Here is a 20,466-nt window from a genome sequence, read left to right as displayed (position 1 = left end):
CATCGACGGCGCCGCACCCCCGGGTGTCGCGGGGCGCGGCAATTCCGCGCCGCCGCCCGGGGGGCGGGAGCGTAGCCGATCCCGGCCGGGCCCATCCGGTCGGGAAGCAGTCCACTACGGGAGTTGATGAGATGGCTGAGCAGGCCCAGATCGGTGTCACGGGGCTGGCGGTGATGGGACGCAATCTGGCCCGCAACTTCGCGCGCCGTGGTCACACGGTGGCGGTGCACAACCGGACCGCCGCCAAGACGCGGGAGTTGGTCAAGGAGTTCGGCCACGAGGGCGCGTTCGTCCCGGCGGAGTCGGCGGCGGACTTCGTCGCCTCGCTGGAGCGGCCCCGCCGGATCGTGGTGATGGTGAAGGCCGGCGCGCCCACGGACGCGGTGATCGACGAGTTCGCCGAGCTGCTCGAACCCGGCGACATGATCATGGACGGCGGCAACGCGCACTATGAGGACACCCGCCGCCGGGAGGCCGCGCTGCGCGAGCGCGGGCTGCACTTCGTGGGCTGCGGGATCTCCGGCGGTGAGGAGGGCGCGCTGCTGGGCCCGAGCATCATGCCGGGCGGTTCGAAGGAGTCCTACGAGGCGCTGGGGCCGCTGTTGGAGAGCATCTCCGCCCAGGTGGACGGGGAGCCCTGCTGCGCGCACGTCGGTCCCGACGGGGCCGGGCACTTCGTCAAGATGGTGCACAACGGCATCGAGTACGCCGACATGCAGCTGATCGCCGAGGCGTACGACCTGCTGCGGCGGGTGGCCGGCTACGAGCCGGCCCGGATCGCCGAGGTGTTCCGCACCTGGAACGAGGGCCGGCTGGACTCGTACCTGATCGAGATCACCGCCCAGGTGCTGGCGCATGTGGACGCGGCGACCGGCAAGCCGTTCGTGGACATCGTCGCCGACCGCGCCGAGCAGAAGGGCACCGGGCGGTGGACGGTGCAGACCGCGCTGGACCTGGGGGTTCCGGTCTCCGGGATCGCCGAGGCGGTCTTCGCCCGTGGCCTGTCGGGACATGCCGAGCTGCGCGAGGCGGCCCGCGCGCTGCCCGGGCCGACGCTCCCCGAGCTGCACCCGGACGACGCGGCGCGCTTCGCCGACCAGGTCGAACAGGCCCTGTACGCCTCGAAGATCGTGGCCTACGCCCAGGGCTGGCAGCTGATCCAGAGCGGCAGCGAGGAGTACGGCTGGGACATCGACCGGGCCTCGGTGGCCGCGATCTGGCGCGGCGGCTGCATCATCAGGGCGGGGTTCCTCAACGGCATCCGCCGCGCCTACACGGAGGGCGGGGCGCCGGTCACCCTGCTGGCCGACGAGCTGTTCGCCGAGGCGCTGGCCTCGGCGCAGAACGCCTGGCGGCACGTGGTCGCGCGGGCGACCGAGCTGGGCGTTCCGGCGCCCGGGTTCTCGGCCGCGCTCGCCTACTACGACGCGCTGCGCGCCGAGCGGCTGCCGGCCGCGTTGATCCAGGGGCAGCGGGACTACTTCGGGGCGCACACCTATCTGCGCACCGACCGGGAGGGCGCGTTCCACACCCTCTGGGGCGGGGACCGCTCGGAGCGGCCCGCCTGACGGGGTAGCCGACCGGGAAACCGGAGAACAACGGTGGGGCGGCCCTGACCGAGGTCAGGACCGCCCCACCTTCCCTGGGAGTTGTGGTCTGAACGTCCCGCCGGCTAACCGCCCCTGGTCAGCCGCACCGTGTCGCGGTACCAGGCGCCGCTGTCCTTGACGGTGCGCCGCTGGCTGTCGTAGTCGACGCGGACGATGCCGAACCGCTTGGCATAGCCCTCGGCCCACTCGAAGTTGTCGAACAGCGACCAGGCGAAGTAGCCGCGGACGTCGGCGCCGCCGGCGCGGGCCTCGGCGACGGCCGCCAGGTGTCGGGCGAGATAGCTGGTGCGGTCGGCGTCGGGGACGCTGCCGTCCTCGGCGACCCGGTCGTCGAACGCGGCGCCGTTCTCGGTGACCACCGTGGGCACGCCGTAGTCGCGCTGGATGCGGAGCAGCAGCTTGGTGAGTCCCGAGGGGACGATCTCCCAGTCCATCGCGGTGCGCGGCAGGCCGAAGGGCACCGGGCGCACCACCGGGTGGCCGTCCGCGTCGCGCGTCCCGCCCCGCTCGTCGGTGCCGGAGAACTGGTGGCTGCTGTAGTAGTTGACGCCCAGCAGGTCAAGCGGCGCCGAGATGGTCTCCAGGTCGCCGTCGAGCACCGGCAGCGCGATGCCGTGGGAGGGCAGCTCGGCGAGGAGGTCCTCCGGGTAGCGGCCGTGCACCAGGGCGTCGAGATAGAGCCGGGTGCCCAGCGCGTCGGAGCGGCGCGCCGCCTCCTTGTCCAGCTCGCTTTCGGTGGCGGCGCTGCCATGGCCGAGGTTGAGCACGATGCCCAGATTCAGCTCGTTGGTGGCCTTGGCGCGGATGCGCTGGGCCGCCAGGCCGTGTCCGAGCAGCAGATGGTGCACCGCGTGCAGGGCGTCGCCGAAGTTCTTGCGGCCCGGCGCGTGGATGCCCTCGTGGTAGCCGAGCATGGCGGAGCACCAGGGCTCGTTGAGGGTGGTCCAGTTGGTCACCCGGTCGCCGAGCGCCTCGTACGTCATCTCGGCGTACTCGGCGAACCGGTAGGCCGTGTCCCGCTCCGGCCAGCCGCCCGCGTCCTCCAACTCCTGGGGGAGGTCCCAGTGGTAGAGGGTGGCCCAGGGCGTGAGGCCCCGCTCCAGCAGGGTGTCGACCAGCCGGTCGTAGAACGCGATGCCCTTCGGGTTGATCGGGCCCTTGCCGCCGGGCTGGATACGCGGCCAGGCCAGCGAGAAGCGGTAGCTGTCGACGCCGAGATCGGCGATCAGCCGCACGTCCTCGGGCATCAGCCGGTAGTGGTCGCAGGCCGTGTCCCCGTTGTCGGCGTTCACCACGGCGCCAGGGACCCGGCAGAAGGTGTCCCAGATGGACGGGGTCCGGCCGTCGACGTCGGTGGCGCCCTCGATCTGGTACGACGAGGTGGCGACACCCCAGGTGAAGTTCTCCGCCAGTTCGGGGATGGCCCGTGGCGGCCCCGCGGGGGCGGTCGTTGTCGCTTGGGAAGACATGAGACTCCTGAATCGCGTCGATCGCTCCTGGTCAGTGCTCGGCATGCAGCCAGCACGCCACCGTCCGGCCCGCGTCGCCCTGGACGGGGCCGAGCACGGGAACCCGTTGGTCGCAGACCTCGAAGACCTTGGGGCAGCGGGGATGGAAGGCACAGCCGCTGGGCATCGCCGTCAGGTCGGGGGGCGAGCCGGGGATGCCGGTCAGCTCCTTGCGCGGGCCGTGCAGGGCCGGGAAGGAGTGCAACAGCCCGTGGCTGTAGGGGTGGTGCGCGGTGTGGTAGATCTCCTTGGCGCGCGCCTCCTCCACGATTCGCCCGCCGTACATGATGGCGATCCGGTCGGAGAACTCGATCAGCAGCGAGATGTCATGGGTGATGAACACCACCGAGAAGTCCAACTCGTTCCGCAGCCGGGTGAGTTGCTTCAGGATCTGCCGCTGCATCACCACGTCGAGCGCGGTGGTCGGCTCGTCCAGGATGACGATCTCCGGATCGAGCGCCAGCGCCATGGCGATCATCACCCGCTGCCGCATCCCGCCCGAGAGCTGGTGCGGAAAGCTGCCGAGCCGGTCGGCCGAGATCCCGACCAGGGAGAGCAACGAGGCGGCCCGCTCCATCCGTTGGGACTTGCTCATGTCGGGCCGGTGCGCCCTGATCACGTCGGTGAGCTGGGAGCGCACGGTGTGCACCGGGTTGAGGGAGTTCATCGCGCCCTGGAACACCAGCGAGATCTCCGACCAGCGGAAGGCCCGCAGCTGCTCGGGTTCGAGCGCCAGGATGTCGATGGGGGCGCCCTCCCTCGGGTGGTAGCGGACCTCGCCACCCGTGATGACGCCGGGCGGGGGCAGCAGCCGGGTGACCGCGTAGGCCAGCGTCGACTTGCCTGAGCCCGACTCACCTGCCAGGCCGAGCACCTCGCCGCGGTGCAGGGTGAGGTTGATGTCGCGCACGGCGTGCACGGCCTTCTCGCCCAGCCCGTAGTTGACGTTCAGCCCGCTGATCTCCAGGACGGGTGGGGTGCTGCTCATGCCGGGTCGTCCTTCCGGGTGGTGCCGTCCGGCGCTGGTTCGGGTGGCGGCGCGGCGGGCGGTGGCACCTTCGCGAGGGGGGCGCCGGGCGCGGTGGCCTGACCCTGGACCTCGGTGCGGAGCACGGGGGTGAACCCGACGCGCATCTTGACCGCGCGGTTGGCCTTGTCGTTGCGCAGCCGGGGGTTGATGAACTCGTCGATGCCGAAGTTGATCAGGGCGAGCGCGGTGCCCAGCAGCGCGATGCAGAGACCCGCAGGCACGAACCACCACCACGCGTCCTGCGCCAGCGCCTGGTTGCTCTGCGCCCAGAAGAGGACGGTGCCCCAGTTCCACTCGGAGATGTCGGCGATGCCGATGAACGCCAGCGTGATGTTGGAGAGCACCGCGTAGATCACCGTGCCGATGAATCCCGAGGCGATCACCGGGGTGAGGTTGGGCAGCAGCTCGAAGACGATGATCCGGGGCGTGCTCTCGCCGGTCGCGCGGGCCGCCTGGACGTAGTCCCGGTTGCGCAGCGACAGCGTCTGCGCCCTGAGCACCCGCGCGCCCCAGGCCCAGGAGGTCAACCCGATCACCAGCGCGATGGTCAGGTCGTTGGTCTCCGGCAGGAAGCTGGTGACGATGATGATCAGCGGCAGCCCGGGGATCACCAGGAAGACGTTGCTGAACGAGGAGAGCACGTCGTCGCCGACGCCGCCCAGATAGCCGGCGGTCACGCCGATCAACACGCCCAGCACGCTGGCCAGGATCGCCGCGACGAAGCCCACCACCAGCACGCCCCTGGTGCCGACCAGGATCTGGGAGAAGATGTCCTGCCCGGTCTGGGTGGTACCGAAGAGGTGGTCCCACGACGGCGACTGCATGATGTTCTCGCTGCGGGCCGACGGATCGTAGGGCGCGAGCGCCTCGCCGAAGATCGCCAGCAGCACGAAGGCGCCCAGGATGGAGAGGCCGACGATCGTCTTGCCGTTGCGCAGGAAGCGCAGCCGGTCACGGCGCTTGGCCGCGGTCGGCTCGGGCGCCGTGGCAACGGCCGAGTCGGTGGCTTGCATGGCCATGGCGTTACGCCTCCCTTCGGGTACGCGGGTCGAGCAGCAGGTAGATGAGGTCGGCCAACAGGTTGGCCGCCAACACCGCGAGGGTGATGATCAGGAACACACCCTGCATCAGCGGATAGTCCTTGGCGCCGACGCCCTGGAAGAGGATGAAGCCGATGCCCGGATAGGAGAACACCTGCTCGACCAGCAGGGTGCCGCCCACGATGAAGCCCAGGGACAAAGCGAAGTTGGAGATGCTCGGCAGGATCGCGTTCCTGGCCGCGTAGGAGAACATCACCCGCCGCTCCGGCAGGCCCTTGGCCTGCGCGACCAGCACGTAGTCCTCGGCGGAGACGGAGACCATCATGTTCCGCATGCCGAGGATCCAGCCGGCGATGGCGCTGATGATGATGGTCAGGGCCGGCAGGATGCCGTGGTAGATGGCGCTGGAGATGAACGGCCAGTCGAAGGCGGGCACCAGCCCGTTGTCGTAGCCGCCGGACGCCGGGAAGACCGACCACTGCACGGCGAAGAGCGCGATGGCGATCAGGCCGAGCCAGAAGTACGGGATGGCGGACAGGAACGTGGTGACCGGCAGCATGTTGTCCAGCCAGGAGCCACGCCGCCAACCCGCGTAGATGCCGATGGCCGTGCCGAGCACGAAGCTGATGACGGTGGTCAGCCCCATCAGGCAGAGGGTCCACCAGATGCTCTGCCCGATGATGTCGCTGACGCCGGAGGGGAAGTAGGTGAACGACGTACCGAGGTCACCGTTGAAGAGGTTGCCCCAGTAATCGATGTACTGCTGCCAGACGGACGCCTCGTTGTCCAGCCCGAAGAGGGTGCGCAGCGAGTCGATCGCCTTGCTGTCCAACTGGCCCTGGTAGCGCGTGATCAGCGACTGCACCGGGTCGCCCGGCATCAGCCGGGGGATGAAGAAGTTGATGGTGATGGCCGCCCAGGCCGTGAAGAGATAGAAGCCGAGGCGCTGAATCAGGTATCTCACGCCGACGCCTCCTGGGGCGCGGGACGTTCGTCCGACGACGGGGCGTAGAGCCAGCAGGCGGCCCACTGGCCGTCCGACAGGTCGAAGCGCGGCGGCGTCTGGGTGGTGCACCTGGCCATCGCCTTGGGGCAGCGGGGGTGGAAACGGCAGCCGCTGGGCGGCGAGATCAGGCTCGGCGGCTCGCCGGCGGTCTCGCTCTCCTCTTCCTCCTCGACGACCTCGCCGCCCGACGGGTCGACCGTGGCGGGCCGCACCGCCGCGATCCGGTCGGGGTCGGGCGCGGAGGAGGTGAGGAGCTGGGTGTAGGGGTGGGCCGGCCGCTGGGTGACGGTCTCGCTGTCGCCGCCCTCCACGATCCGCCCGGCGTACATCACCAGCGTCTCGTCGGCGAAGTAGCGCGCCGAGGCGATGTCGTGGGTGATGTAGAGGATCGCCAGGTTCAGGCGCTCCTTGAGGTCACGCAGCAGGTTCAGGATGCCGAGCCGGATGGACACGTCGAGCATGGAGACGGGCTCGTCCGCGAGCAGCACGGAGGGGTCGGCGGCCATGGCGCGGGCGATCGCCACGCGCTGGCGCTGGCCGCCGGAGAGCTGGTGGGGGAAGGAGTCGACATAGCGCTCGGGCGGGCTGAGGTGCACCCGCTCCAGCAGCGCCTTTAGGGCCTGCTCCAGATCCTGGGACGTCTTCCCCGCCCGGCCGTGGATGCGCAGCGCCCGGGTCAGGTGGTAACGCACGGTGTGCGTCGGATTGAGGGAGCCGAAGGGGTCCTGGAAGATCATCTGGACCTGACGGCAGTAGGCACGGAAGGCCCGGCCCTTGCTGACGGAGGTGCGCTCGCCCTTGAGCAGCAGTTCGCCCGACGTGGTCGGGTACAGCTGGGCCAGCAGCCGGGCGATGGTGGACTTGCCCGAGCCGGACTCACCCACCACGGCGGTGACGGAGCCGCGGCGGAGCTTGATGGAGACGTCGTCCACCGCGTGCACGACCGGTCTGTTGCGGTCGGCGAAGCTACGCAGTGTGCGGCGGACCCGGAAGTGCTTGCTGATGGACCGGGCTTCGAGGACGACCTCCCCGACGGGTGGCGCACTGGTCGCTTGACGGGGTGGATCGGGGGTCTTGGGCATCACGGTGTTCCTGTCGTACGTCGGCGAAGGCGCCCGCCCCCACCGCCTGGGGCGTGGGGGTGGATTCGCGGTGAGGGCGGGCGGGCTTGAGGACCTGGCTGCCGGATTCAGCCGTTGGCCGGTTCGAGGTTGAGCACGACTTCGAGGGCGTTGCGCTGGGTGGGCTGCGGCGGAGCGTACGGGTTCTCCTCCGTGGGCCAGCCGACCCAGTTCTGGGTGCTGAACTCGGCGCCGACGGGGGAGGCGACGGTCGGGATCATCGGCACCTCCTCGACGAAGATGCGCTGCAACTCGTTCATCGCCTCGACGCGGGCCTCCTCGTCGGCGGCGTTGGCGTACTCCAGCAGCGCCTCGGTCGCGGCCTCGTTCTGGAAGCGGCCGAAGTTGCCGCCCGCGGAGGCCTCGCCGATCGGCTTGTAGAGGGCGCCGTCCATCACGTGCTGGTAGGTGTCGTAGGGGGTGGCGCCACCGTTGGTCCAGTGCAGGGTGGCGTCGAAGCCACCGGCGTCCACCGAGTTGCGCCAGCCGTCGACGGTCGCCGTCTCGACGGCCGCCTCGATGCCGATCTCGGCGAGGTTGTCGGAGATCACCGACAGCGAGGTCAGGTAGTCGGACCAACCGGCCGGGTCCACCAGGGTCATGGTGACGGCCTCGCCGTCCGGGGTCCTCAGGGTGTCGCCGTCGAAGGTGTAGCCGGCGTCCTCCAGCAGGGCCCGAGCGCCCTCGACGTCGCGCTCGTGGACGGCCCCCGCGTACTCCGGCGCCAGGTAGGACTCGCCGGCGGGCAGCGGCAGGCCGGTGGGGCTCTCGACCACGGGGAACGCGCCGGCGTGGCCCTGCTCGTGGATGGCCTGCCGGTCGATGACCATGTTCATGGCCTGACGCAGCGTGACGTCGTTGAAGGGCTCACGCTCGTTGTTGATCCACAGACCGTGGATGCCCAGGCCGGTGGGGAACCAGAGGTTGAAGTTCTCCGGGTCGTGGGAGAGGTAGACGTCCTCGTAGTTCGGGATAAAGACGTAGGACCACTCCAGATCGCCGTTGGCCAGGGCGGTGGTGGCCGCGTTGTTGTCGTTGTAGCCGGTGTAGCGCAGCTCCTCGACCTCGGGGAGGTCCTGCCAGTAGCTGTCGCGCCGGGTCAGGGTGACGGTCTGCGGGGTGAACGTCTTCAGCTCGTAGGGGCCGGTGCCCACGGGCTCCTGGTTCTCGAAGGTCTCCGGGTTGTCGACCTGTGACCAGATGTGCTCGGGAACGATGTAGGTCTGGTAGATCTTGACCTGGTTGACAAACTGCGAGGACGAGAAGGTCAGGGTGACCTGGTTGCCGTCCTGGATGATCTCCTCAAACGGGATGGCACCGGCGTTCAGACCGGCGTGGTCCTTCAGCAGCTGGAAGGTGAAGGCCACGTCCTCGGCGTCGAACGCCTCGCCGTCGGACCAGGTCGGCCCCTCGCGGACGGTGAGGACCAGCTCGGTGAACTCCTCGTTCCAGGACCACTCCTCGGCGAGCCAGGGCTTGCCCTCCTCCTCGGGGGCGATGCCGTTGGTCATCACCAGCGGTTCGTAGAGCATGGCGCGGTAGCCGAGCGAGGCGCCGGCCGAGGTCTCCAGCAGCGGGTTGCTGTTGTTGGCCTGCGGGCCGTTCGGCATCCCGACGGTGAGGACACCGGTGCCGCCACCGCCGTTGTTGTTCCCCGAGTTGTTGTTGCTGTTCGCGTCGGAACACGCGGAGATCAGGGAGAGCGACAGCACCAGCCCCGTGGCTATGGTGATGCTTCTGCGGGTCCTGCGGGATCGTGATTGGCTTCTCACGGCTTTGCTCCCAGGGTGATCAATTCATCTTTGTGAGTGGTGCGTTGTGAAAGAAGCGGGGGGACCGGGTCACCCCGGTGCGGAGGACCGGATGACCAGCTCGGTGGGCAGCACGACCGGTTCCGGCTCCAACGGGGTGGTGCCGCTCAGGTGGTCGAGCATCCGCCGGGCCGCCGCCTCCCCGATCGCCTGCATGGGCTGGCGGACGGTGGTCAGCGAGGGCTCCGTGTAGGCGGCGATCGGTATGTCGTCGAAGCCGATGACGGCGACGTCGTCGGGGACCCGACGACCGGCGGCGCGCAGCGCGTGGAGGACCCCGGTCGCGCTCAGGTCGTTGTGGCAGAAGACCGAGTCGAAGGCCAGCCGGTCGGCCAGCGCGTACTCGATCACGCTCTGTCCGCAGCGAACCGTGAAGTCCCCTTCGTAGGTGCGGGACTCGGGCTGGGCCACCCCGTGTTCGGCGAGCACGTCGGCGAAACCGGAGAGCCGGTCCTGGACGCAGCCGAACTGGGCGGGCCCGGTGATGACCAGGGGGGCGCGTCGCCCGGAGGCCAGCAGGTGGTGGGCCGCCGAGGCGCCTCCGGCCAGGTTGGTGGTGGCCACGGAGGGGAAGTCGGCGCCCTGTCCACGATCGTCCACCAGCACGAGGGGCAGGCCCTGGTGGTGCAGGGCGGCTATGGAACCCCGGGTGTTCTCCGGCTCTATCACCAGGACCCCGTCGAAGGCCCGGGCGGATACCTGGCTGGTGAACTGGGCCATCGACTCCTCACCTCGGTTACAGGTGAAGAGCAGCAGCCCGAAGCCAGCGGCCTCAAGGGTGTCGGCCGCGCCCTGGAGCACCTCCCCCACCCAGGGCCAGGTGAGCGAGGGCACCAGCATGGCCAGGGTGCGGCTGTTTCCCCTGGCCAGGCCCACGGCTCGGGAGGACGGCACATAGCCGAGCTGGGCGATCACGGTACGAACCCGTTCCGCCGTCTCGGAATCCACCTCGCCCTTGCCGTTGAGCACGCGCGAGACGGTGGTCTTGCTGACCGCCGCGTTTCGGGCGACATCGGCGATGGTGACACGCATGGAGGGGCTCCTCGGCAAAGCTGAGCGGGGGGCTGCCGCGCGAGGGCGCGGCGGCAGCGCCGACACCGGTTCCGGAACCGGTTCCGGCGATGTTGCGTGGGAGTTAATCGTGTCGTCTCACTGGCGTCAATAGGTCGCACCAAACTCATTTGACAGGCCCTCAACGCCGGTTCTGTGTGCAAGGGATGAACAGAGAAAACGTTGCACCAGCCCTGACCAGTGCGGTGTGGTTCATGGTCACGTAACCATGGTGTTCCCAGGCACGTCGGCCATCCGACGGACTCCGCCGCCGGTGGCGGCCCTGTCAGCGCCGCCCCGGCTCCCTCCGCTGGCAGCGTGCCAGCCCGGGGACGCGTTAGCCAGGGTTAGGGAGCGAGATGCAGATCGGTTACAAACTGGCCGCCGAGGCGTTCGGCCCGGAGGAACTCGTGCGGCAGTCGGTGCTCGCCGAGCGGGCCGGCTTCGACTTCGTGGAGATCAGCGACCACTACCATCCCTGGCTCGAAGTCCAGGGCCACTCTCCCTTCGCCTGGGCGGTCCTGGGCACCATCGCCGCGCGCACCGAGCGGATCGGCCTGGCCACCGGCGTGACCTGCCCGACCCTGCGCTATCACCCGGCGATCATCGCCCAGGCCGCCGCCACCCTGGCGCTGCTCTCGGACGGCCGCTTCACCCTGGGCATCGGATCCGGCGAACGGCTGAACGAGCATGTGGTGGGCCTGGAGTTCCCCGACTCCGTGCGGGTGCGGCATCAGATGCTCCGCGAGGCGCTGGAGATCATCGGCCTGCTCTGGCAGGGCGGTTACCGCTCCTACGAGGGCCAACACCTGCGCCTTGAGGACGCCCGGGTCTTCGACCTGCCGCCCACTCCCCCGCTGCTCGCCGTGGCGGCCGGCGGCGCCGAGGCGGCCCGGATCGCGGCCGAGCTGGGAGGCGGCCTCTTCGCCACCGAGCCCAGGGCCGACCTGGTCGACGCCTACCGCGAGGCGGGCGGCGACGGCCCCCGCTACGCCGAGATGGCGGTGTCCTACGCCACCGACGAGGGGACCGCGGCGCACACGGCGTTGACCACCAACCGCTGGGCGCTCACCGGCTGGAAGGTGATGAGCGAACTCCCCAACCCGGTGAACTTCGAGGCCGCCACGACCACCGTCAGGGAGAGCGACATCCTCGAACAGTTTGCCTGCGGCAACAAACTGAGCCGGTACGTGGAGGTCGCCCAACCGTTCGTCGACGCCGGCTTCGACCGGCTCGTGCTGATGAACGCCGGGCCAGAACCGGAGGCGTTCGTCGACTTCTACCAGCACGAACTCGAACCGGCACTCCGCGCGCTGACCCCCGGCGGCTGACCCGTCGGACACCGCCCGCGCACTCAGTGCGCGGTGTCCGTGCGCCACAGCACCTCGCCGTCGGCGGCCCTGATCAGCACATCGCCGTCGGCGGCGACCACCAGCACCGCGCCGTTCGCCCCCTCCGTCGGCGTGGACCACACCGCCTCCCCGGCCGCGTCGACCAGGACCAGCCGGCCGTCCTCCCAGAACTCGGCCCGGCCCGAGAGCCCACCGGTGTACCCGGCGGCCCAGACGATCTCCTCCCGCTCGTCGCGCACCCGCAGGTCCCCCACCGACTCGTAGCGCAGCCTCGCCTTGCCCGAGCTGATCACATCGCCCCGACGCAGCACCTCGGGGGCCGTCACCTCGCGGTCGACCAGCGGATCGCCGCCCGGCGCGATCTCGCCCCTGGCGAGGCGACGCAGCGCGGTGCGCGACGGGGCGAAGGCGTAGACCGCGCCCTCGGTGCGGACGAACTGGCGCAGCGTCAGCGTCGTCATCTCGTCGTCCGCCGAGCCGTGCACCGGGAAGGAGACCTCGTCGTCCCGGCCGATCACCGCGTCCCTGCCGACCCGGCCCGGGCGTTCGGGGAAGGCGTCGGCGTCGATCCAGTTGCGCTGGATGAACTCGAACTGGGCCACCAGATCCGACTGGTAGGAGATGAAGACCAGGCCGCGCGGGGCGTCCGGGCCGTGCTCGGAGCCGCCCGTCGGGTCGAACCGCTCGCCGTACGGCACCCCCCTGCGCATGATCCGTCGACCGTCCAGGGCACCGGCGAGCGGTACCGGTTCCGGATCCTCGGGGCGGGCCAGCAGCCCGTCGCGCGGGTTGCTCTTGCGAAGGTGGGCGCAGAGCGGGACGATCCGGCCGTGCTGGTCGTCGCCATAGACGATGTCGTTGTCCGACTCGGTCTCCGGATCCGTGTGCGGATCGGCGTCGGGATGCTTGTTGACCGGGGCGCCCGAGCGCCAGCGGCCCATCAGCCGCGCCGCCAGCCATTCGCTGGTGGCCTCGGGGGGCACGGCCTGCCGCGCCTTGAGCCGGGCCAGCTGGTCGGACATCTGGGCCCACCAGCCGGGCACGTCCTGGGCGAGGCGGCGCACCACATGGAACGAGCCGTCCCGCATCCACTCCGGCAGCTCGGGCGTGAGGCGGTGGTCCACCGGGTGGCCGACGACGAACTCGCCGGCCGCGATGACCCGGGTGCCGGGCTTGCCCAGCTGGTGGTCCGGGTCGTCCGGGTCGGCCTCGTCGAAGCCGGCGACGGCGGGCTGGCTGATGCCGTCCTTGAAACCGAAGTGCTCCCGGCCCCTGAGGGAGCCGGCCAGCGTGCCGCCTGGCTGCTCGAAGGCGATGGTCAGCTGGTGCTCCCCGGCCTCGGCGCGCTCCTGGGCCAGCGCCCGCTCCAACTCCTGCTCGCGGTCGGCGGCCAGGGTGAGCACGGCGTGCACGGGGCTGTGGTGCTCGGCGCCGAAGAGCCAGTGCTCGGGGGCGTTGGCGTCGACATCGCCCAGCAGCTCGCCGCGCCTGGCTGCGCCGCGCAGAAACGCCTCAAGGGTGGTGCCTCTGGGGGCGTACGGGTACGGATCGCCGCCGATCAGCTCGCTGATCCCGGCATAGGTGAGGCTCACGGAGCGCCAGGTCGCGTGGTGACGCGCCGGGTCGAGCCCGGACCGGGCCTGCCGGGCGCGGCTGAAGGCGAGGTTGAACTCCGCGACCTCCCTGGTGGTGGCGATCCGGGGCGCCAGCCGCTCCAACCAGCCGCGGGCGGCGGCCTGGTCGCCGAAGGTGAGCAGCAGCAGATGGACGTGGTCCTTCTTGAACCCGGCCAGGATGTCGCCCTGGATCTCGGTGCTCCGCCGCAGCGGCAGCTCGTCCGGCTGCCTCGCCCCCTGCTGCTCGGGGACCCCGGCGGCGGCCGGGGGCGCGGTGGCGGGCGGGGCGGTGGTGGCGGGCTCGGACGAGTGCGTCATCGGCTCTCCGGCGGTGCGGGCTCAAGACGGCGGAGGGGATTCCCCGCGCGTCCGGAAGCTACCGAGCGAGCGACCGGAATAGGCCATTCCGGAGCGGGGACCACCCGTTCGTGTGGAACGCGTTGACGTGGGGTAACGCCGTGGACGCCCCGGTGGTCGGAAACCACGCGCGCGTCCGTGGTTTTCCGGCCGGCCGTCCCGGTTACTCGGTGCGTGGTCGGCCCAACCTCGGAAGACCCGCCGCGCGGCACGAGGGGCACTCCCCTCACCGTCCGCCGGCACCGGGGCCGGCCGCCGGCACGCGACGAGGAAAGACGGTGAACCAGTAGATGCGTATCGCGTTTCTCACCGCGCACGAGGGCGTCGAGCAGGTGGAGCTGACCGAGCCGTGGCAGGCGGTCGCCAGCACCGGTGAGACGCCGCAGCTGATCTCCACCCGCCCCGGCGAGGTGCGGGCCTTCGACCATCTGGACAAGGCCGACACCTTCCCGGTGGACGGCACGGTCTCCGAGACCTCACCCGAGGAGTTCGGGGCCCTGGTGCTGCCGGGCGGCGTGGCCAATCCGGACGCGCTGCGCACCGACCCCGAGGCGGTGGCCTTCGTCCGCGCGTTCTTCGAGGCGGACAAGCCGGTCGCGGCGATCTGTCACGCGCCCTGGACCATGATCGAGGCCGATGTGGTGCGCGACCGCACCCTGACCTCCTGGCCCAGCCTGCGAACCGACCTGCGGAACGCCGGCGCCACCTGGGTCGACGTGCCGGTCCAGGTGTGCCACGCCGCGCCAGGACCGCTGGTGACCAGCCGCAGGCCGGATGACCTGCCGCAATTCAACGAGGCGATGCTGCGTGAGTTCGGCCGGGTCGCCGCCTGACCCACCGCCGACGAGCCGGAGGGCGTCATGAATCTCGGATTTCTCACCCCGCTCCTGCACCAGCCCGGCCCCTGGGCCTCCGTGTACCTCAACACCTCGGAGATCGCCGCGGACGCCGAGGAGCAGCTACAGCTCCAGGCGCGGGCCGCCGGGGACCAGCTGGCGGCCCAGGGCGCCGACCAGGCCACCTGCCGGGCGGTGTACGCGAGGCTGGCCGATCTCGACCGGGAGGACGCGGGCCACGCCGTCTTCGCCACCGAGGGACGGGTCGTGCTGGACGTGCCGCTGACCGCTCCCCCGCCGTCCCCGCCGATCAGCGAATGGTCGCGGCTCCCCAGGCTGGGTCCGATGCTGGACTTCGGCGAGCGCCGGCCGCCCACCCTGATCGCCCTGGTCGACCGGAAGGGCGCGGACATCAGGTTTCAGGGCTCGCACGGCCGGGCGCGTCCCGTGGCGGAGGTGCGGGGCCGGGACTGGCCGATCCACCGCACCGGCAAGGCCGACTGGTCGGAGCGGCACTTCCAGCTCTCCGTCGAGAACACCTGGGAGGAGAACGCCGGGCTGATCGCCGAGGCGCTGGCGGACGACGCGGCCAGGAAGGGCGCCGAGCTGCTGGTGCTGGCCGGCGACGCCAGGGAGCGGCGCGCCGTCCACGACAGGCTGCCGCAGTCACTGCGCGCGATCACCGTGGAGACCGAACACGGCGCGCGGGCCGCCGGCTCGGACCCCGGCATGCTCGTCGAGAGCGTCGCCGACGAGCGGGTGCGGACCGGCGAGCGGCACGCGGCCGACCGTCTGGACCGTTTCCTGGCCGGCCGGGTGGCGACCGACGAACGCGGGGTGGACGCGGTCGAGGGCGTGCCGGCCCTGGTGGACGCGGCGCGCGAGCATCGGATCGACACCCTGCTGGTGCGGCTCGGCGGCCCCGACCTGCACCGCGATGTGTGGGTCGGCGACGAACCCGACCAGCTGTCCGCGCGCCGCTCGGACTCCCAGTACCTGGGGGACCCGTCCCCGGTGGCGGCCCGTGCCGACGACGCCCTGCTGCGTTCGGCGGCGGCGACGGACGCCGAGGTGGTGGTGCTGCTTGAGGACTCGGCCGAGCTGCCGGCCGGCGGCATGGGCGCGCTGCTGCGCTGGCCCTACCGGGACGGGGTGCCGGACGGCGGCCATCGTCCCCCGGGCTGACCGGGATCGCGACGGGTACCCGGATCGCGCCGTTAGGACAGGGGCGCGGCGGGTACCCGTCGGCGCGAGGAGCAGCAGGAACAGGCGGGCTCACCCCGGGAGGCAGGCGCATGACCACCGCAGACCAGTATCTGGCCGAGCTGGGACAGCAGCTGAGGGTGGACGCGGTCCGCGCCACCTCGACAGCGGGTTCGGGGCATGCCACCTCGTCGATGTCGGCGGCCGATCTGATGGCCGTGCTGCTGGCCAGGCATCTGCGGTACGACTTCGACTGGCCCGAGCATCCGGGCAACGACCGGCTGATCCTCTCCAAGGGGCACGCCTCGCCGCTGCTGTACGCCGCCTACCGGGCGGCCGGCGCGATCAGTGACGAGGAGCTGCTGACGTACCGCAAGCTGGGGAGCCGCCTGGAGGGGCATCCGACGCCGAGGCTGCCCTGGGTGGACGTGGCCACCGGCTCGCTGGGGCAGGGGCTGCCGATCGGCGTTGGCGTGGCCCTGGCCGGGGAGCGGCTCGGCGAGATGAAGTCCCGGGTGTGGGTGATGTGCGGTGACAGCGAGTTGACCGAGGGCTCGATCTGGGAGGCGTTCGAACACGCCGGCTACGAGCGGTTGGCCAGCCTCACGGCGATCCTCGACATCAACCGGCTGGGGCAGCGAGGGCCCACCCGCCACGAGTGGGATCTGGACGCCTACGCCCACCGGGCGCGGGCCTTCGGCTGGCACACGGTGGAGGTGGACGGCCATGATCCGGCGGCGATCGACGCCGCCTACACGGAGGCCGAGGGGGTCGCGGACCGGCCCACGGCGATCCTGGCGCGCACCATGAAGGGGCGCGGGGTGCGGGCCGTGCAGGATCTGGAGGGCAAGCACGGCAAGCCGGTGCCCGACGAGGCGGAGGCCATCGAGGAGTTGGGCGGCCTGCGCGAGCTGCGGGTGGACGTGCGGCGCCCGCCGGCCACCACGGTGCCCCGTCCGGCCGGCGGGCTCGACATCGAGCTGCCGCGCTACGCGGTGGGCGACGAGGTGGCGACGCGCAACGCCTATGGCGAGGCGCTGGCGGCGCTGGGCGCCGCGCTGCCCAGGGTGGTCGCCCTGGACGGCGAGGTGAGCGACTCGACCAGGTCGGAGTTCTTCGCCAAGCGGCATCCGGACCGGTTCTTCGAGTGCTACATCGCCGAGCAGGAGCTGGTGGCGAGCGCCGTCGGGATGGCGGTGCGCGGCTGGCTGCCCTACGCCTCCACGTTCGCGGCGTTTCTGACCAGGGCGCACGACTTCCTGCGGATGGCGACGGTGAGCGGCGCCGACATCTGCCTCGCCGGATCGCACGCGGGTGTGGCGATCGGGGAGGACGGCCCGTCCCAGATGGGCCTTGAGGATCTGGCGATGTTCCGTTCGCTGTACGAGTCCACCGTGCTCTACCCGTGCGACGCCAACCAGGCGGCCCAACTCGTCGCCGAGATGGCCGAGGAGAGCGGGCTGCGCTATCTGCGCACCTCGCGCGGCGCCGATCCGGTGATCTATGACGCGGACGAACGTTTCCCCGTGGGCGGCAGCAAGCTGCTGCGTTCCTCGCCCGACGACCGGCTGACCGTGGTGGCGGCCGGGGTGACCGTGCACGAGGCGCTGCGCGCGGCCGACGAGTTGGCCGCCGAGGGCGTTCCGGTGGCGGTGATCGACCTGTACTCGGTCAAGCCGGTGGACGCGGCGGCGCTCCGGGAGGCCGCCGAGCGCACCGGGTGCCTGCTGACGGTGGAGGACCACCGGCCGGCCGGTGGCCTGGGCGACGCGGTGCTGGACGCGTTCAGGGACGGCCGCGAGGTGCCCCGGCTGGTGCGGCTGGCCGTCGAGACGCTGCCGGGCTCGGCCACGCCCGAGGAGCAGCTGCGGGCCGCCGGGATCGACAGCGGGGCCATCGCGACGGCCGCGCGCCGCTATCTGGCGGGCTACGGCGCCTGACGCACCGGGCGCTGGGCGGCGAGCAACCGCTCGGCGGTCTCGGTGAGTTCGGGCAGCCGCTCCAGCGTCGTCCCGGCCCGGTGGCGCAGGTCGGCGGAAGTGCGCAGGCCGAGGTCGGCGAGCAGCTCGGTGAAGGCGGGGGTGTGCCGGTCACGCTCGGCCCCGGTGGCGTCGGCGTCCAGGATGATGTGGCACCGGGCGGCGGTGGCCAGCAGCCAGAACAGCACCTCCCGGTGGTTTCCCGCGCGGATGAGCCGCAGCGTCGCGTCGATGGCGATGGGCCGCGCGTCCGGGCTGATGTCGGAGCTGAAGAAGTACGGGGTGCGGGCCAGGGCCGCCGCCGTGTCGAAGGTGTCGGCCAGCGCCAGGAGGTGGTGCTCGGCCCGCTCGGCCGTCAACTCGGCGCAGCCCAGGGGATCCAGCAGCGCCGGATAGGCGTGGTCGAGGCCGTGTTCGGTGAGCAGCTCCCTGGTCCGCAGGTAGCGCAGGCGCACCGTGGGGTTGCGCAGACCGGCGACCAGCAGCACATGGGTGGTGACGCCCGTGGGGAAGAGCCAGCCCATGACCTGCCACGGCCAGGGCGCGGAGTCGTCCAGGCCACGGAGCCCGTTCTCCACCCGGGCGCGGGCCTCGCCGTAGCGGCGGCGCACCCAGGTGGGCTCGGCGAAGCGCGTCTCGCAGGCTCGGCGGAGCCTGCCCAGGTGCCCGGTGGGGTCGGCGATCACGGTGTCGGTGCGGAACGGACCGGCCAGGTGGTAGGAGGAGAGCACCGACTCGGGCGAGGCGAGCGCGTCCCACGGCACCGGGCTGATCTCGATCAGGGCGCCCCGGTGGCGGAACTTGCCGGGTTTGGCGGGAGGTTCGGGGAGGGTGGTCACCACCATCACATCGGTGTCCGAGCCCAGCGGCACCTCGGCGTCGTCGGGCAGGCCGACCGTCGAACCGCTGAAGTACGCGCCGGCGAACCAGCTTTCCCCCGCCGCCCGCGTGGCCACCCAGTGCCGCGCGGCCTCCCGCGCCTCCCCGACTCTCATGCCTCCATGGTGCGGGAGTTCAGTGCTCCTCACCAAAACGGGCGGCGGCCAGGTAGTCCGGCTTGGGGTCGAGCGCGGCGGCCAGCCGGAAGTGGCGCAGCGCCTCGTCCCCGCGCGCCGCACGCTGGAGCGTGCGCGCCAGCGCGAAGTGGGCGTAGGCGTTGTCCGGCTCGCGCTCCAGGATCAGCTGGAACTCCAGCTCGGCGCTGCGCAGTTGGGCGCCGAGAAAGAAGGCGCGGGCGCGCAGCAGCCGGGCCGAGGTGTTCTCCGGATAGGCGCTGATCAGCGGGTCGAGCAGCTTGAGCGCGCCGCGCGGGTCGTTCGCGTCGAGCAGTTGCTCGGCGGCGCGGTAGGCGATGACATGGGTGGCGGGTGAGGTGTCGGACACGTGCCCTCCTTGCTGTGTGGCGGGTGGGCGGCGTCGGCCCCCGGGGAGGTCCCTGGGACGAACGCGGCCCACCATCCAGCTATTCCCCGCCGAGCCGGGCGAAGCGCGACGACGGGGGACTCGTCGACCGAAAGCGACGGACACGCTACCCTGAGCGATCGTGGCAGAGAACGAGCCCCTCCCCCGCCGTCGCCGTCTGCTGATCCTCGCCATCTGCTGCATGAGCCTGCTCATCGTCAGCCTGGATGTGACGGCGCTCAATGTGGCCCTGCCCGAGCTGGGGCGCGAGTTGGACGCCGATGTCTCGGGGCTGCAGTGGACGATCGACGTCTACACCGTGGTGCTGGCCTCCTTCCTGATGCTCTCCGGCTCGATGGCGGACCGGGTGGGGCGGCGCCGGGTGTTCCGGGTGGGGCTGGTGATCTTCACCAGTGGTTCGGTGCTGTGCGCGCTGGCCCCCGGGCTCGGCTGGCTGATCGCGTTCCGGGCGGCGCAGGCGATCGGCGGCTCGATGCTCAATCCGGTGGCGATGTCGATCATCACCAACACCTTCACCGACCGGCGGGAGCTGGCGAGGGCGATCGGTGCCTGGGGCGGGGTGGTGGGCATCTCGATGGCGATCGGGCCGATCGTGGGCGGGGCGCTGGTGCACTCCTTCGGGTGGCGGGCGATCTTCTGGCTCAACCTGCCGATCGGGCTGGCCGCGCTCATCCTGACGACCCGCTACGTCCCCGAGTCGCGCGCGCCGCGCCCCAGGCGGCTCGATCCGGTGGGACAGCTGCTCGTCATCACTCTCCTCGGCTCGCTGACGTTCGGCATCATCGAGGGTGGCAGGAACGGCTGGACATCGCCGCTGCTGATCGGTGGGCTGGCCGTCGCGGTCGCCGCGCTGGCCGGGCTGATGTGGTACGAGCCGCGCCGTCGGGAGCCGCTGGTGGAGCTGGACTTCTTCCGCGGCGTCCCGTTCAGCGGGGCGTTTGTGATCGCCATCGCCGCGTTCGCCGCGTTGGCCGGCTTCCTCTTTCTCAACACGCTCTATCTCCAGGACGAACGGGGGCTCTCGCCCCTGGAGGCCGGCCTCTGTCTGCTGCCGATGGCCGGCACCACGCTGGTCTTCTCGCCGCTGTCAGGGCAGCTGATCGGGCTGATCGGCCCTCGCGGGCCCCTGGTGGTGGCCGGGCTGGCGATCGCCACCAGCGGGGTGCTGCTCTCCGATATCGACGCCGACACCTCGCTGGCACTGCTGTTCACCGGCTATGTGATCTTCGGGGTGGGCTTCGGCCTGGTGAACGCCCCCATCACCCACACGGCGGTGACCGGGATGCCCAGGTCGCAGGCCGGGGTCGCCGCCGGCATCGCGTCGACCGGCCGGCAGGTGGGGTCGGCGCTGGGCGTGGCGGTGGTGGGCACCGTGCTGGCCGCGGGCTCGCGGACGGCGGGCTGGTGGGTGATCGCCTGCTGCGGCGGGCTGGTGCTGCTGCTGGGCGCGCTCACCACCGGGGCCCGCGCCCGCCGCACCACGGCGCGCGCCTGCGCCCGGCTCCCCGCCGAGGGGCAGCCCTGA

General features: G+C 71.3%; 16 protein-coding genes. 6 read left to right on the top strand and 10 right to left on the bottom strand.

Annotated features, from left to right (window positions below; genetic code table 11):
* Window positions 1-131 precede the first annotated feature (131 nt).
* On the top strand, window positions 132-1,568 hold the full coding sequence (gene gndA, locus K4G22_RS29075) for an NADP-dependent phosphogluconate dehydrogenase (RefSeq protein ID WP_228083439.1): 1,437 nt from the start codon (window positions 132-134) through the stop codon (window positions 1,566-1,568).
* A 104-nt stretch (window positions 1,569-1,672) separates the two neighbouring features.
* Here the strand turns inward: gndA and K4G22_RS29070 are convergent, their stop codons facing one another.
* The 7 genes from K4G22_RS29070 to K4G22_RS29040 all read right to left on the bottom strand — a co-directional run bounded on the left by K4G22_RS29070 (window position 1,673) and on the right by K4G22_RS29040 (window position 10,158).
* Window positions 1,673-3,079: a GH1 family beta-glucosidase gene (locus K4G22_RS29070; RefSeq protein WP_228083438.1), complete on the bottom strand. Its 1,407-nt coding sequence runs from the start codon at window positions 3,077-3,079 to the stop codon at window positions 1,673-1,675.
* 31 nt (window positions 3,080-3,110) lie between these two features.
* Entirely contained in the window at window positions 3,111-4,106 is a 996-nt protein-coding gene (locus K4G22_RS29065; RefSeq protein ID WP_228083437.1) for an ABC transporter ATP-binding protein, read from the bottom strand.
* A complete protein-coding gene (locus tag K4G22_RS29060) occupies window positions 4,103-5,167 on the bottom strand; it encodes an ABC transporter permease (protein WP_228083436.1) in 1,065 nt (354 codons plus the stop codon). Before K4G22_RS29060 ends, K4G22_RS29065 begins: the two co-directional genes overlap by 4 nt.
* Before the next feature lie 4 nt (window positions 5,168-5,171).
* Window positions 5,172-6,152, bottom strand: a complete 981-nt coding sequence (locus K4G22_RS29055) for an ABC transporter permease (protein WP_228083435.1) — start codon at window positions 6,150-6,152, stop codon at window positions 5,172-5,174.
* Complete coding sequence (locus K4G22_RS29050) at window positions 6,149-7,276, bottom strand: ABC transporter ATP-binding protein (RefSeq protein ID WP_228083434.1); 1,128 nt, start codon at window positions 7,274-7,276, stop codon at window positions 6,149-6,151. Before K4G22_RS29050 ends, K4G22_RS29055 begins: the two co-directional genes overlap by 4 nt.
* Window positions 7,277-7,383: 107 nt before the next feature.
* Window positions 7,384-9,087: an ABC transporter substrate-binding protein gene (locus K4G22_RS29045; RefSeq protein ID WP_228083433.1), complete on the bottom strand. Its 1,704-nt coding sequence runs from the start codon at window positions 9,085-9,087 to the stop codon at window positions 7,384-7,386.
* Window positions 9,088-9,156: 69 nt separating this feature from the next.
* Window positions 9,157-10,158, bottom strand: a complete 1,002-nt coding sequence (locus tag K4G22_RS29040; RefSeq protein WP_228083432.1) for a LacI family DNA-binding transcriptional regulator — start codon at window positions 10,156-10,158, stop codon at window positions 9,157-9,159.
* Between the two features lie 377 nt (window positions 10,159-10,535).
* Here K4G22_RS29040 and K4G22_RS29035 point away from each other — a divergent pair, with 377 nt between their 5' ends.
* Complete coding sequence (locus K4G22_RS29035) at window positions 10,536-11,507, top strand: TIGR03557 family F420-dependent LLM class oxidoreductase (protein ID WP_228083431.1); 972 nt, start codon at window positions 10,536-10,538, stop codon at window positions 11,505-11,507.
* 23 nt (window positions 11,508-11,530) lie between these two features.
* Here K4G22_RS29035 and K4G22_RS29030 read toward each other — a convergent pair whose 3' ends face one another.
* On the bottom strand, window positions 11,531-13,462 hold the full coding sequence (locus K4G22_RS29030; protein WP_228083430.1) for a Dyp-type peroxidase: 1,932 nt from the start codon (window positions 13,460-13,462) through the stop codon (window positions 11,531-11,533).
* Between the two features lie 329 nt (window positions 13,463-13,791).
* On the opposite strand from K4G22_RS29030, the gene K4G22_RS29025 reads away from it, so the two are divergent.
* From K4G22_RS29025 to K4G22_RS29015, 3 genes are all read left to right on the top strand, one after another.
* Window positions 13,792-14,334 (top strand): type 1 glutamine amidotransferase domain-containing protein, encoded by a 543-nt coding sequence (locus tag K4G22_RS29025; RefSeq protein WP_228083429.1) that lies wholly within the window; start codon window positions 13,792-13,794, stop codon window positions 14,332-14,334.
* 27 nt (window positions 14,335-14,361) lie between these two features.
* Complete coding sequence (locus tag K4G22_RS29020; protein ID WP_228083428.1) at window positions 14,362-15,522, top strand: baeRF2 domain-containing protein; 1,161 nt, start codon at window positions 14,362-14,364, stop codon at window positions 15,520-15,522.
* A 110-nt stretch (window positions 15,523-15,632) separates the two neighbouring features.
* The gene (locus K4G22_RS29015) at window positions 15,633-17,480 is read left to right on the top strand and encodes a transketolase (RefSeq protein WP_228083427.1); all 1,848 of its coding nucleotides are present in this window, start codon (window positions 15,633-15,635) and stop codon (window positions 17,478-17,480) included.
* On the opposite strand, the gene K4G22_RS29010 is transcribed toward K4G22_RS29015, so the two are convergent.
* A complete protein-coding gene (locus tag K4G22_RS29010; RefSeq protein ID WP_228083426.1) occupies window positions 17,468-18,514 on the bottom strand; it encodes a hypothetical protein in 1,047 nt (348 codons plus the stop codon). The two genes, K4G22_RS29015 and K4G22_RS29010, sit on opposite strands and share 13 nt — an antisense overlap.
* A 19-nt stretch (window positions 18,515-18,533) precedes the next feature.
* Window positions 18,534-18,902, bottom strand: coding sequence for a tetratricopeptide repeat protein (locus K4G22_RS29005; RefSeq protein WP_228083425.1), 369 nt, complete (start codon window positions 18,900-18,902; stop codon window positions 18,534-18,536).
* Between the two features lie 160 nt (window positions 18,903-19,062).
* Between K4G22_RS29005 and K4G22_RS29000 the strand changes: the two genes are divergently transcribed.
* Window positions 19,063-20,466 (top strand): MFS transporter, encoded by a 1,404-nt coding sequence (locus tag K4G22_RS29000; protein WP_265590255.1) that lies wholly within the window; start codon window positions 19,063-19,065, stop codon window positions 20,464-20,466.

The sequence above is a fragment of the Streptomyces profundus genome (assembly GCF_020740535.1).
GTDB classification, from domain to species: domain Bacteria; phylum Actinomycetota; class Actinomycetes; order Streptomycetales; family Streptomycetaceae; genus Streptomyces; species Streptomyces profundus.
This window is presented reverse-complemented; position numbering and strand designations above follow the sequence as displayed.

Bases quoted from the DNA above. Each gene is read 5' to 3' on its own strand.
- gndA (WP_228083439.1), top strand. From the start codon at position 132: ATGGCTGAGCAGGCCCAGATCGGTGTCACGGGGCTGGCGGTGATGGGA.
- K4G22_RS29070 (WP_228083438.1), bottom strand. From the start codon at position 3,079: ATGTCTTCCCAAGCGACAACGACCGCCCCCGCGGGGCCGCCACGGGCC.
- K4G22_RS29065 (WP_228083437.1), bottom strand. From the start codon at position 4,106: ATGAGCAGCACCCCACCCGTCCTGGAGATCAGCGGGCTGAACGTCAAC.
- K4G22_RS29060 (WP_228083436.1), bottom strand. From the start codon at position 5,167: ATGGCCATGCAAGCCACCGACTCGGCCGTTGCCACGGCGCCCGAGCCG.
- K4G22_RS29050 (WP_228083434.1), bottom strand. From the start codon at position 7,276: ATGCCCAAGACCCCCGATCCACCCCGTCAAGCGACCAGTGCGCCACCC.
- K4G22_RS29040 (WP_228083432.1), bottom strand. From the start codon at position 10,158: ATGCGTGTCACCATCGCCGATGTCGCCCGAAACGCGGCGGTCAGCAAG.
- K4G22_RS29035 (WP_228083431.1), top strand. From the start codon at position 10,536: ATGCAGATCGGTTACAAACTGGCCGCCGAGGCGTTCGGCCCGGAGGAA.
- K4G22_RS29030 (WP_228083430.1), bottom strand. From the start codon at position 13,462: ATGACGCACTCGTCCGAGCCCGCCACCACCGCCCCGCCCGCCACCGCG.
- K4G22_RS29025 (WP_228083429.1), top strand. From the start codon at position 13,792: ATGCGTATCGCGTTTCTCACCGCGCACGAGGGCGTCGAGCAGGTGGAG.
- K4G22_RS29020 (WP_228083428.1), top strand. From the start codon at position 14,362: ATGAATCTCGGATTTCTCACCCCGCTCCTGCACCAGCCCGGCCCCTGG.
- K4G22_RS29015 (WP_228083427.1), top strand. From the start codon at position 15,633: ATGACCACCGCAGACCAGTATCTGGCCGAGCTGGGACAGCAGCTGAGG.
- K4G22_RS29010 (WP_228083426.1), bottom strand. From the start codon at position 18,514: ATGAGAGTCGGGGAGGCGCGGGAGGCCGCGCGGCACTGGGTGGCCACG.